Origin of the sequence: Mariniplasma anaerobium, from assembly GCF_016865445.1 — a bacterium.
Lineage (GTDB): Bacteria > Bacillota_I > Bacilli_A > Acholeplasmatales > Acholeplasmataceae > Mariniplasma > Mariniplasma anaerobium.
Genome location: NZ_AP024412.1, coordinates 725363 through 738300 on the forward strand (window position 1 = coordinate 725363; position 12938 = coordinate 738300).

Below are 12938 nucleotides of genomic sequence, written 5' to 3' on the forward strand. Positions count from 1 at the left end.
TATATGGCATCAGCTAGTTTCCAAGGGACAAAAATAAATCCTACTAGGCTTCATAGAAGTCAACTACCTTTCTTTATGTTTTTAATTCCTTTTGCGACATTAATGATTTTACCGATCTTATTTATCTTTAATCATGCATTTAAGCCTAGAAGTGAATTATTCGCATATCCACCTAGATTTTTTGTAAGAAATCCTACCTTTGATAACTTTAATGAATTATCAAGACTAGTTTCCGCATCAGGAGTTCCTTTCTCTAGATATCTTGTTAATAGTTTGTTAGTTACAATCATTGGTGTAACACTTGCAATATTTATAACAGCATTTTCTGCTTATGCTTTATCAAAATTAAAGTTTAGAGGCAAAAAATTATTGTTTGAAATTAATACATTAGCCTTAATGTTTGTACCTATCGCGGTTCAAATACCTAGATATTTAATTATTGCAAGATCAGGATTAATTGATACATATGCAGCTCATATATTACCGATGATTGTCATGCCAGTTGCAATGTTTTTAATCAAGCAGTTTATTGATCAAACACCAAATGAAATTATTGAATCTGCTAAAATTGATGGTGCATCTGAGATGCAAATCTTCTTCAAAATAGTGCTTCCAGTTATTGCACCTGCAATCGCAACCGTAGGTATTTTAGCATTTCAAATTATATGGAATGATGTTTCAACATCTGTCTTATATATTAATGATGAATCGAAAAGAACATTAGCATTTTATATGCAAAGTTTAACATCCATTCAAGGGAATAACGTTGCTGGACAAGGGATGGCCGCAGCAGCTTCTTTGATTATGTTTGTTCCAAACTTAGTACTATTTGTATTCTTACAAGGTAAGGTCATGAATACGATGGCCCATTCAGGTATCAAATAATGAAAAAATTATTTATAGTATTCTTTATATTTACATTATTATTCATCCCATCGTTTAAAGTTGAAGCAAATGGTCTACCATATAGCACGTATACTTATAGTAGTGCATTAAATCGTATGGTATGGACTCAAGATGCATATATCCCACTTTCTATACAAGAAGAACTTGCTGGATATGAATTAAATGAACCAAAAGATTTAACAATTGATGATAATGATAATATTTATATTGCTGATTATGGTAATCATCGTATTATTAAATATAGTCTGCAAGATGATATTGTTACAGTTATTGGTGAAGATATATTAGATGAACCAATGGGTGTACATGTTGGAAAAGATGGAAGTTTGTATGTTGCAGATTTTGGATTAAAAATGGGTTTAAAATTTGTATATGATGAGATTTTATTATCATATGTATTAGAAAATACTTATGAAAAACCTACAAATACTCCATATTTTACAGATCAAGATGCATTTGACCCTACAAAGATTATTACAGATAAAGGTGATAATGTTTATATGTTATTAGCTGGGAATATCAATGGACTTGCAGAATATGAAAATTCTGGTATGTTCTTTGGTTTCTTTGGAGGTAATACGATTCCAAACACATGGGATAATATTTTGAAATACATGTTGTTTGATGAAGATCAAAGAAGACAATGGTTCCAAATGATTCCAGATCCTGTTTATAATATAGCAGTTGATCGTGATGGATTAATCTTAACAACAACAAAAGGATCAGATGGATATCTAAAATTAAATATTGCTAATTTTGTTTATAATCAATCAGTTTGGGGCTTTGATTCAACAGAAGATGTATTTGTTGGACCTTATGATACAATCTTTACGATTACATCAGAAGGCTATATCACAGAATATGCGCCTGATGGCTCTGTATTATTCGTTTTTAGTGGTCAAGATGTAAGTAATCAAAAAGGATTGTTTAAATCGCCTACAAGTATTGCTATTGATTCTAAAAATAACATTTACGCACTGGATCAAGAGACATCTGCTTTGCAAGTGTTTATTCCAACTGAGTTTGCAAATTTAGTACATTTTGCAATCAGTCTTTACCAAGATGGTAAATATAGTGAATCATTAGAACCATGGCAAGAAGTATTAAAAATGAACAGTCTATTCGACCTTGCTAATAAAGGTATCGGTAATGCATACTTCTCAAATGAGGACTATGATCAAGCGATGGAATATTATGAAGTTGCAAGAGATCAAGATGGTTTTTCTAATGCTTTCTGGGAAGTTCGAAATGAGATGCTTTTAGATAGTGGCGAAATTATTATTTCATTTATTTTAATTGCAATTGTATTATATTTCGTGAATTACTTCACGCATTTTATGAGATTTTTAACAGATCCAATTAAAAAATTAAAAATATATTTACAAAAATATAAGTTCTATCAAGAAATGGTGTTCCCATTTTATATATTTAAAAATCCAGCAGATGGATATTATGGTATAAAACGTGAGAAAAAAGGCTCTAATTTTACAGCAACAATTTATCTGTTACTATTCTTTTTAGCCTATATCTTATCGATTTACAGAACAAGTTTCTTGTTTAATAATCAAATACCATCAGAGATAAATCTATTTGAACAAATGGTTACAATCTTTGTTCCATTTATATTATGGGTAGTAGCAAACTACTTAGTATGTAGTATTCGAGATGGCGAAGGTAAATTAAGTGATGTTTATCAAGCATCTGCATATACATTATTACCAATGATTATCGCTTTACCAATTATTACTATAGTATCTAATGGATTGACTTATAACGAAGCTTTCATATATGACGCACTAATGATTATTGCTTTATCAATTACAGTTATATATTTCATCATTATGGTTAAAGAAATTCATTTCTATGATATGAGACCAACCATTGGGAATATTTTAATTTCGATATTTACAGCATTAATGATTGTCGCAGTATTGTTCATTGTTTATTTACTATTAAATGAAGTTTATGGACTGTTTGCAGACATTGTAAGGGAGTTGATTAACCGTGGTTAAATATGCTAAATATATACTTATTATGTTTTTATTTGTCATGAGTGTTGTAGTTATTACATATGGATACAACCAGCCTGTTGTGGGAGATCAACAAGAAGTAGAAACAAATTTTAATTACATTAATCAAATATTTTTAGAGTCTTCAAGATATACGCAAAAAGACCAAGTGGATCAAGCTGTACTTGACGCTTATCATGACGATTTTATACTTGGTTTTAGTAGTCAAGACTTACTTGATTTAGGATTTGAAGAAATGTTTGACACAGCAGAATTAACTGTGTATTTTGAAAAAGATTCATTTTCAATGATTGTTTATAATAAAATAACGAACTATTTATGGTCTTCACGTCCAGAATTTCAAGGACTAAGCGGTGTTAGAGAAGATAATACTGCTACAAGAAACTTAATGAATTCAGGTTTATGGGTAGACTATGTAAGAAGTCAAAATGTTTCATCATCAACAATATCAACAGCTTCTTTATATACATTAGCTGAAGCTAAGTATTTGACAGATGGATCGATGACAGATACGCAAACAGATCCATTAAGTCCTTATCAATTAGAAGCTGGAAGTTATTCTAATCGAAGAGTTGCAACATCAGTAGAGAAAAACAGTAACACTTTGTTTACAGTTTTAATTGATTTAAAAGAAATTGATGTTAAATTTGAAGTGCAAATTTCTTTAATTAATGGAACACTTAGTGTTTATATTCCTGTTCAAACTATTGAAGAATATGGAGATATTTATAAATTATTATCCATTTCAATATTCCCATATTTAGGTGCTGCTAGAGAAGATAATATACCAGGTTACATGATGATTCCAGATGGTATTGGAGCACTTGTTAGAATGAATAAAGCACATAATACGACATTCCAAGCACAATTTTATGGTGCAGATTTCGGTTATGGCTCTAGTTCAATCGCGCAATTATCAGTTCCTATTTTTGGTATGGTTCATGCTCAAGAAGAAAATGGATATTTAGCTGAAATTGAAGAAGGCGCAGAAGTAACAAGCTTACAAGCCCAATATTGGGGTAACAATTCAAGATATCATCGCATCGGATCTAAATACAATGTTAGAAGAGTATTCAGATACATTATTAACAAGGCTGGCGATGGTAACGATACAATTGATGAAGCCTTAACAGAAAGTAATTTTAAAATTAATTATAATTTCTTATCTAATCAAAACGCAAGTTATGTTGGTATGGCGAAAGTTTATCGTGCTCGACTTATTGAAAGAGGCGTTTTAACAGATAATGAAAAGACACTAGATAATCAAATTCCAATTCATTTAAGTTACATCATGAGTGATACAGAAAAATCATTTATTGGATCTACAAGTGTTGTTATGACTACTGTTGATGATGTTTATAATAGTTATCAATCATTTAAAGCATCAGGTATAACTAATCAACAAATTCAACTAAATGGATGGAGTAGAGATGGTTTTGTTTTCCAGGCACCATATCGCTCTAAAATCGCTAATAAGAGCGATTATCAAGACTTATTCGAAACTATAAAAGCTGAAGGAAACACCGTTTATCTTGATAATGATTATGTCCAAGGATCAGAGTTGACCAATAGAATTTCTTACACACAAGATGTTGCGAAAACATTATCTAGACTTAAGATGGAGAGAAACTATCGTAGTCTTAATGCTCAAGTAACTGAAGTTTATTATATTTATCCTGAAGAAAGTTATAAATTTGCACAAGATGATTTAGACTTTTATCAAGACTTAGGAGTCTCAGGTTTATATTTAAGTACTATAGGGTCAACATTATTTAGTTATTATGATCAACAAAACTATGAACGTCAAGAATCTATGTCTTATTATCAAGATATAGTTTCAATGTATGATCAAATTTTATTAAGTAGACCTAATCAGTATTTTTATGAAAATTTAAGTGGTTATCTTGATATGCCTATTACAAATGCACAATATGATTATTATTCAGATTTAATTCCATTGATTCCACTTATTTTAAAAGGTAGCATATCTTATTACATTCCTTATTTAAACTTTAATGCCATGGGTGAAGATAGATTACTTACAATGGTTGATTTTGGAATGAATCCAAGTTATTTGTTAACCGAAGAAGATACATATAAAATGAGATATACTAATGCTTCGTTATATTACACGACAACAAGAAGTGATTATGAAGAAGAAATCATAGAAACTTATGAATATGTAAATGGAGCTTTATCATCTGTTATTGGAGCATCGATTTCAAATCGTGAAGTATTAGATACTGGATTTGTCAAAGTGACTTACTCAAATGGGGTTATGATCTATGTCAATTATAATTATGAACAAAAGACATTAGATGGACAAACAGTAGAGATGCGAGATTATAAGGTGGTGCTAGGATGAAAAATATATTAAAGAGCATAGCACAGTTTTTAAATAAGTTTTTTGAGAAGATAGGAAATTTTTATACACATAAAGTATCAAAAGGTATCGATAAGGCAAAATTTATTTTAGAGCATAATTTTTTAATTAGAAGAGAAGGATTAACGCTGACATTATTTAGTTTTCTTAAAATTAATGTTACGAGAAAAAGAAGAGAAGCTTTTTATGGCATTATGTTTATTATGTTATGGATTATCGGTTTTTTAATCTTTACTTTATATCCTATGTTTTACTCTCTTTATTTAAGCTTTAATGAAGCTTACTACAGTTTAGAAACTGGTGTAGAAACTACATTTATTGGATTCACCAATTATTTAAATGTATTTAGAAGTCAATCATTGCTTCCATTATTTGGAACATATATAGGTAAAATGATTATTGCAGTTCCATTAATTGTTGTATTTTCAATCTTAATTGCTGTTTTAATTAATAACCCTATTAAACTTAAAGGTATTTGGAGAACTATATTTTTCTTACCAGTTATTATTTCTACAGGTCCAGTTATTAATGAATTAAACAATCAAAATGCAACCTCGATTCCAGCTTTAGAAGATAGTTCAGTTATTGTTTATATTTCAGAAAATTTAGGACCATGGTTAGCTAATCCGATAGAAGCAATTTTAACTTCTATGCTACTTATTTTATGGTATGCAGGTATTCCAATATTAATCTTTTTAGCTGGTCTTCAAAAAATTGATGGATCAATTTATGAAGCTGCATCAATTGATGGTGCTTCACCTTGGGATCGTTTTTGGAAGATTACACTTCCCTCAATTAAGCCACTGATCAGTGTAAGTGTGATTTATATTGTTGTTTCAATGAGTTTATTTGTTGAACCAGAAGGTATATTAGATTTAGCAAGATTACATATGTTAATTGGAGCTCCAGATTCAAACTTCTGGTTTGGATATGGTTATGCAGCTGCGATAGCGTGGGTATATTTCTTACTTATGGTCATTATTATGGGTGTATTCATTTTAATCCTTTCAGCAAGAAGAAAGGAGAATAGATGATGAAAAAATTAGATTATAGACGTCTAAAATCAAGATCTAGACATTTTCTCTTTGGCATGAATTTCACAGATGGAATTGTTTATAAATTTGTAATTTATACACTATTGATTAGTTTCAGTTACATATATTTGTATCCTGTACTTTTCATGACAGTTAATAGCTTTATGAGTGTTGATGACTTAATTAATCCAGGTGTTAAATGGATACCATCTAGTCTTCAGTTTGTAAACTATGGTCGAGCATTACAAGTATTAGAGTTACCTGGATCAATTGTAGGAACAACTTCATACGTCTTGAAAGTTTCAATTTCTGTAACAATATCATCAGCGATCATTGGATATGGATTTGCGAAATTTAGATTTCCACTTAAAAATCTATTATTTGTTTTAATGTTAGCAACATTCATCCTACCTTCACAAGTAACGATGGTTGCAAATATGCTTATTTTCAGAAATTTAGGACTTATGAGTACACAAAAATCAATGATTTATCCTGCGATTTTCGGACAAGGTGTTAATGCAGCAATTTATATATTGATTTTCTATCAATTCTTTAAAACGATTCCTGGAGTATTAATGGAATCGGCAGAAGTAGACGGAGCATCGCAAATAAAAATTTTTACAAGAATTGCAATTCCACTAGCAATACCATCATTTTTGATTGTTTTCTTATTCAGCTTTGTATGGTACTGGAATGAAACATTCATCACTTCACTTTATGTTGGTGGTAGAATCACCTTACCGCTTAAATTACAAGCATTTAGAGCGAGTTATGAGACATTGTTCCCTCCAGGAACTGCTGGTGCAGAATTAAATGAGGCAATTATGCTAGCAGGCAACATGTTAACTATATTACCACTTCTTGTGTTATACTTTATAGCACAAAGATTCTTTGTAGAAAGCATTGACAGAACTGGTATCACAGGAGAGTAATTATGAAAAAAGTATTAAGTTTAGTTTTATTATTATTTATATTAGTCGGATGTAATCCATCAGAAGGTCCTATATCTACAGTTGATCCTTTAGTACCAGCAGAAGGATGTAGTCAACCAACTCTTGAAGGTGGCTGGGTATGCACTTGGGCAGATGAATTTGAGGGAGATGAAGTTGATTTAGATAAATGGAATTTTGAAGTTAATGATTATGGTGGAGGTAATAATGAGCTCCAATATTACACTGAAAAAAACGCTCAAATCGTTGATGGAAAACTCGTTATAACAGCGATTAAAGAAGATTATTTAACTAGAGATTATACATCTAGTAGATTAACTACTAAATATAAAGGTGATTTTCGCTATGGTAGAATTGTTGTTTCAGCTAAATTGCCAACTGGTGCAGGAACTTGGCCAGCAATTTGGATGATGCCAACATTAAATGCATATGGAAGTTGGCCAAATAGTGGTGAAATAGATATTATGGAATATGTGGGAAGAGATCCACAAAATGTATTTTCAACCATTCATACTGAAAAGTTTAATCATCAAGATGGCACTCAAATAGGATATGATATAACTGTTCCAACTGCTGAAACAGAATTTCACACGTATGAAATTATATGGAATCCTGGAGAAATTATTACGTATGTAGATGGCGTATCATTTGCAACATTTAGATATACTGCACAATTTAATCAAGATGTAGCGTATTATGAAGCATTTCCTTTTGACCAAGATTTTTTCTTAATTTTAAATTTAGCTTTAGGTGGAGGATTTGGTGGAACAGTTGATGATTCAATATTTCCAACTGCTTTTGAAATTGATTACGTAAGAGTTTATAAATATGATTATGGAACCATAGATAAAGAAGTACCATCAAATATTGAAGATTTACAAATATCCCAATTAAAAAACACTATTTATTGGGATGCATCGAGTGATGATTATGGTGTAGAAAAATATGCAATTTATGTTGATGATGAATTATATGATTTTGCAAATTTAAACCAATATACTTTTGATCGCTTAGTAAAAGGACAATCATATCAGATTAAAGTTCAAGCAATTGATTTTGTTGGTAATGCTTCAGAGATAAGTCAAATACTTTCTTTCACATATTTGTAAAAAATAAAAAAAATAATTGTTTTTAATGAAATTTCTAATAAAGTTGTGTATAATATGAATGTATTAATAGTTGCATGATGATAAAAGTGGTTTTTACCTTTTATGTAAAGATTACTTATCATGTTAATTATTAGTAACGCCCTAGTGATAACTCCCCCCCAATCACTAGGGCTCATTTTTTTTATAAAATAGTGTTAAACATTGTTTCATATTGTGATATAATTAATATATAAAATTTTTACAAAGGGGTGCCATTATGGCTAGTAAAATACTTCTTATAGAAGACAATGTGCTAATTAGCAAAAGTATCGAGCAAAAATTAAAAGATGAAATGTATAATGTCAAAGCAGTGTTTAATGGACAAGATGCAATTGATCAATTTTCAAAAGATAATTATGATTGTGTACTGCTAGATTTAATGTTGCCTAAAGTTAGTGGAGAAGATGTTTTAAAACATATAAGATCTAAAGGTGAAACACCTGTTATGATTATATCTACAAAAGATACGGATGTTGAAAAGGCTATAAATTTGGGATTAGGTGCAGATGATTACTTATCTAAACCATTTTCAATGCTTGAACTTCTAGCACGTGTTAAAGCACTGTTAAGAAGAAGTAGACAGTCTGAAGAGAAACCTAAGAAAAATGTTTATAATTTCAAAGATTTAAGTATTAATTTATCTACTTATCAAGTTGTTAAAAATGGTGTTGTTTTGGAACTGACATTAAAAGAATTTGAAATCTTGAGATTATTATTAACTCATCCAGACCAAACATTTTCAAAACAAGAAATGTATCGCAAAATATGGAATGAAGAATATTATTTCAATGATAATGTCATCAATGTACACATTAGAAGATTAAGAAAGAAAATTGAAAATGATCCTTCAAATCCAGAAATAGTAATTACAATGTGGGGATTTGGTTATAAATTAGGACAAATTGAAATTTAATATTTATTACACATAAAAAAATAAGGCTTGACTCCACAAATTCATATGGAGTTAAGCTTTTTTTCAATAAAAAGAAAGATAAAAATTGATTACTGTATAGATTAAATCTATGCAGTTTTTATTTATTATTATCATCTAATAACAATCTAAAAATTAGTAAGGAATAATTAAGAATTAGTTAAGATACAAGACACTTTAAATCTATATAATTAGAACTAGAGAGGATTGATATGTATGGATCATTACGAAATACCTTGGTCATTTTACTTCCAGTTCAATCATAGCGAACAAATTATGCGTATATATCTTTCTAATTTATTTAAATTGAAAGAAGCAATCCCAAATAATTACTATGTTTTATCATATGATGATATTGAAAAATTTCTTCACAAATATGATTTGAGAAAATTAAACTACTTTTTTGATAAAAAAGTAACGAATACTTTCGATATGGTTTTAAAAGTAAAAGACTTTACTAGAAAAAAAGGTTATATTAATTTACATGCTTTATGTTATATAGAATCAAAAACGATGCATTGTGTTTCAATAGATGTGATGGAAGTGATAAAAATTAAAAAAATGTTTGATAAACATATTCTTAACACTAATGTACATCTAGAGATAAGAAACTCAGAATATGACTTTAAAGAGATCAAAGATAAGAAAATTGAAGCTTTAGAAGATCATTTACATGAATTAATTTATAGAAAGTACTCGAATTAAGAAATAATTAATAATTTCATCACTTTAAGTTAATGAATGATGACTATAATGTGAGTATGAGATAAGTTTCAATGAAAAGGTGGTAGAGTAATGAAAAAAGCAATCGTTATATTAGCTGTATTACTTTCTGCAATGATGTTCACCTTAGAAATATCAAAAGTGCAAGCTAATCCAATAAAACTTAATAAATTAGAATTTGTCACTTATGACATGGATCTTGTATATGGCCATTATTTTGAAACAGGTGCTGATCTTAGTCAATTAGAAATTCCTGATGCTCCAGAAAAAGAAGGATACATATTTGTTGGATGGAGTATTGAAATTCCTGAAACTATGCCTGATTATAATATGCGCATATTTGCACAATATATGCAATCACAAGTTGTCGTTTATGAAAAAATAGGTGCATAATAATATAGACAAATTAATAAGAGGAGAAATCCTCTTTTTTTATTGTTTAGTATAGCATAAAAAAAATTATACATATTTGTATTCTTATTTTTGCATTGTAAAAACGATATAAATGTTATACTATTTTAGTAGTTAGATAATTATTTTGACAGTAATTGAGGTATTTTTATGAGTATGAAAAATAAAATTAATATTTATGAATTAGCAAAAGCAACTGGATTTTCTGCATCTACCGTTTCTAAAGCACTAAATCATAGAGGTAGAATTAGTGAAGAGACAAGTACTAAGATATTAAAAAAAGCTGCGGAATTAAATTATGTAGCTTCTTATCATGCAAAAACACTTAGTTTAAATAAATCTTGGATCATTGGAATTATTTATTCAGATAACTTAGGAATTGGGTTTTCTCATCCCCACTTTTCTATGATTTTAGAAAGTTTTAAACAAGAAGTAGAAAAAGCAGGATATGAAATTACATTTATTAATAGAAATATGGGTAATGTAGAAATGACTTACTTAGAATTTTGTCAATATAGAAAAGTTGAAGGCGTATTTATTGTTAACTTCTATAGTTTCTCAAAACAAATACCAGAATTAGTTGAAAGTGGGATTCCAATTGTGTCATCAGATGCAGGAGATTTAAATATTCCGACAATTACATCTGATGATCTGCAAGGTGGACGACTTGCATCTGAATATTTAATTTCTCTTGGACATCAAAAACGTGTGTATCATATTGCTGGACCACTTTATACAATATCTGGTCAAAATAGATATAAAGGGTTTTTAGAAGTAATGAAAGAACATGGTGTTGAGTATAAAGTCTTTGAAGCTGTAAATTTTGGGTTTAAAGATGGATATGATCAAGCAATCAAAATTATCGAGGAAGCACACTTACCATCTGCAATTTTTATCGCAGGTGATTGGATGGCTTTAGGAGCTATTAAAGCCTTTAAAGATCATGGAATAAATGTTCCAGAAGATATCTCAATTATTGGATATGATGATTTAGAATTTTTGAAATATTCTAGCCCAGCCTTAACGACCATAGCACAAAATAAACAGGAGATTGGACGGACTGCTGCACATAATTTAATTAATCAAATCAACGGTTTAGATACTCATTCTTCTAAAATCAGTATAGAAGTAGTTGAAAGAGATACATGTAAAAAAATTAATTAAACGACTTGTTGTGAGTCGTTTTTATTTTATCTTTATGAGTCCTTGACATTACAGAAGATATAGTTTAAAATTGTGGTAAAGCGGTTTCGCAAATATATACGAAAGTTAGAGAAACAAATGAAAAAAATGTGGATTTTGATAATAATTTTTATTATAAGTGTAGCAATTAGTGGCTGTAATGAGGCATTGTCATGTGGAGAAGGAACAATTCTTCAAGATGGACTTTGTGTCATAGAAAGTTCAGTTGATGACAATAATGATAATATAGACACTTGTAGTGATGGACATAAAGCTTATGAAGTGGTTAATGGAGATTTTATAAATCCTCCAGCAGAACCTTGGTTTTTCATAGGCGGATGGATGGTAAGTCAACCTGATAGTATTTGGATGGAAGATTTTGATGCAATTATATTTGATGTCACAGATGCAGCATTAACAGAAAGAGCTGTATGGGATGGAGCGTTTTGGCAACCAAAAGTGTTTACTGAAGCTGGATATACATACACAGTGACATATACACTTCGTACAGATGAAGAAAATGGTAGGGATGTCATTGTATTTTTAGAAAATACAGATAATAATAATTTTAAATTTATTGAAGATACAGTATCGTTAACTAAAGAGTATCAAACATTTACATATACCTATGTAGCAACAGAAGATAATAATGATACAAAAGTTGGCATATTTTTTGCAAATGATGTAGGAACCGTGATCATCGATTCTATATTAATTGATAGAACTTCAACAAATGGAGAAGTTGTATCATGTTCTACAAATTTAGCAATTTATGAAGTAGTTAATGGATATTTTATAAATCCTCCAGCAGAACCTTGGTTTTTCATAGGCGGATGGATGGTAAGTCAACCTGATAGTATTTGGATGGAAGATTTTGATGCAATTATATTTGATGTTACAGATGCAGCATTAACAGAAAGAGCTGTATGGGATGGAGCGTTTTGGCAACCAAAAGTGTTTACTGAAGCTGGATATACATACATAGTGACATATACACTTCGTACAGATGAAGAAAATGGTAGGGATGTCATTGTATTTTTAGAAAATACAGATAATAATAATTTTAAATTTATTGAAGATACAGTATCGTTAACCAAAGAGTATCAAACATTTACATATACTTATGTAGCAACAGAAGATAATAATGATACAAAAGTTGGTATATTTTTTGCAAATGATGTAGGAACCGTGATTATCGATTCAATATTAATTGATCGTGTAGTCACAGAATAGAGGATAT

At 29.7% G+C, this 12938-nt stretch carries 11 protein-coding genes; all 11 read left to right on the forward strand.

The genetic code is table 11. The annotated features are described in order from the left end of the window. Positions 1 to 3 precede the first annotated feature (3 nt). The 11 genes from MPAN_RS03485 (at position 4) to MPAN_RS03535 (ending at position 12931) form a co-directional block, all read left to right on the forward strand. Positions 4 to 885, forward strand: coding sequence for a carbohydrate ABC transporter permease (locus tag MPAN_RS03485; RefSeq protein ID WP_176238628.1), 882 nt, complete (start codon positions 4 to 6; stop codon positions 883 to 885). Then, on the forward strand, positions 885 to 2918 hold the full coding sequence (locus MPAN_RS03490) for a YIP1 family protein (protein ID WP_176238629.1): 2034 nt from the start codon (positions 885 to 887) through the stop codon (positions 2916 to 2918). The genes MPAN_RS03485 and MPAN_RS03490 overlap by 1 nt, the downstream gene beginning before the upstream one ends. Continuing rightward, complete coding sequence (locus tag MPAN_RS03495) at positions 2911 to 5301, forward strand: DUF5696 domain-containing protein (RefSeq protein ID WP_176238630.1); 2391 nt, start codon at positions 2911 to 2913, stop codon at positions 5299 to 5301. Before MPAN_RS03490 ends, MPAN_RS03495 begins: the two co-directional genes overlap by 8 nt. Continuing rightward, positions 5298 to 6353 (forward strand): carbohydrate ABC transporter permease, encoded by a 1056-nt coding sequence (locus MPAN_RS03500; protein ID WP_176238631.1) that lies wholly within the window; start codon positions 5298 to 5300, stop codon positions 6351 to 6353. Before MPAN_RS03495 ends, MPAN_RS03500 begins: the two co-directional genes overlap by 4 nt. Further along, complete coding sequence (locus MPAN_RS03505) at positions 6353 to 7285, forward strand: carbohydrate ABC transporter permease (RefSeq protein WP_176238632.1); 933 nt, start codon at positions 6353 to 6355, stop codon at positions 7283 to 7285. The genes MPAN_RS03500 and MPAN_RS03505 overlap by 1 nt, the downstream gene beginning before the upstream one ends. A 2-nt stretch (positions 7286 to 7287) precedes the next feature. Further along, entirely contained in the window at positions 7288 to 8412 is a 1125-nt protein-coding gene (locus MPAN_RS03510) for a family 16 glycosylhydrolase (protein ID WP_176238633.1), read from the forward strand. 256 nt (positions 8413 to 8668) lie between these two features. Next, positions 8669 to 9364 (forward strand): response regulator transcription factor, encoded by a 696-nt coding sequence (locus MPAN_RS03515; protein WP_176238634.1) that lies wholly within the window; start codon positions 8669 to 8671, stop codon positions 9362 to 9364. Positions 9365 to 9598: 234 nt separating this feature from the next. Further along, positions 9599 to 10087, forward strand: a complete 489-nt coding sequence (locus tag MPAN_RS03520) for a hypothetical protein (protein WP_176238635.1) — start codon at positions 9599 to 9601, stop codon at positions 10085 to 10087. Positions 10088 to 10177: 90 nt separating this feature from the next. Next, positions 10178 to 10498 (forward strand): InlB B-repeat-containing protein, encoded by a 321-nt coding sequence (locus MPAN_RS03525; protein ID WP_176238636.1) that lies wholly within the window; start codon positions 10178 to 10180, stop codon positions 10496 to 10498. Positions 10499 to 10666: 168 nt separating this feature from the next. After that, a complete protein-coding gene (locus MPAN_RS03530; protein ID WP_176238637.1) occupies positions 10667 to 11680 on the forward strand; it encodes a LacI family DNA-binding transcriptional regulator in 1014 nt (337 codons plus the stop codon). A 117-nt stretch (positions 11681 to 11797) separates the two neighbouring features. Then, a complete protein-coding gene (locus tag MPAN_RS03535; RefSeq protein WP_176238638.1) occupies positions 11798 to 12931 on the forward strand; it encodes a carbohydrate binding domain-containing protein in 1134 nt (377 codons plus the stop codon). Positions 12932 to 12938: the final 7 nt, after the last annotated feature.

What these genes read in the sequence shown, in the direction of transcription:
- MPAN_RS03485 (WP_176238628.1), top strand. Translation starts at nt 4, where the DNA reads ATGGCATCAGCTAGTTTCCAAGGGACAAAAATAAATCCTACTAGGCTT.
- MPAN_RS03490 (WP_176238629.1), top strand. Translation starts at nt 885, where the DNA reads ATGAAAAAATTATTTATAGTATTCTTTATATTTACATTATTATTCATC.
- MPAN_RS03500 (WP_176238631.1), top strand. Translation starts at nt 5,298, where the DNA reads ATGAAAAATATATTAAAGAGCATAGCACAGTTTTTAAATAAGTTTTTT.
- MPAN_RS03505 (WP_176238632.1), top strand. Translation starts at nt 6,353, where the DNA reads ATGAAAAAATTAGATTATAGACGTCTAAAATCAAGATCTAGACATTTT.
- MPAN_RS03510 (WP_176238633.1), top strand. Translation starts at nt 7,288, where the DNA reads ATGAAAAAAGTATTAAGTTTAGTTTTATTATTATTTATATTAGTCGGA.
- MPAN_RS03515 (WP_176238634.1), top strand. Translation starts at nt 8,669, where the DNA reads ATGGCTAGTAAAATACTTCTTATAGAAGACAATGTGCTAATTAGCAAA.
- MPAN_RS03520 (WP_176238635.1), top strand. Translation starts at nt 9,599, where the DNA reads ATGGATCATTACGAAATACCTTGGTCATTTTACTTCCAGTTCAATCAT.
- MPAN_RS03525 (WP_176238636.1), top strand. Translation starts at nt 10,178, where the DNA reads ATGAAAAAAGCAATCGTTATATTAGCTGTATTACTTTCTGCAATGATG.
- MPAN_RS03530 (WP_176238637.1), top strand. Translation starts at nt 10,667, where the DNA reads ATGAGTATGAAAAATAAAATTAATATTTATGAATTAGCAAAAGCAACT.
- MPAN_RS03535 (WP_176238638.1), top strand. Translation starts at nt 11,798, where the DNA reads ATGAAAAAAATGTGGATTTTGATAATAATTTTTATTATAAGTGTAGCA.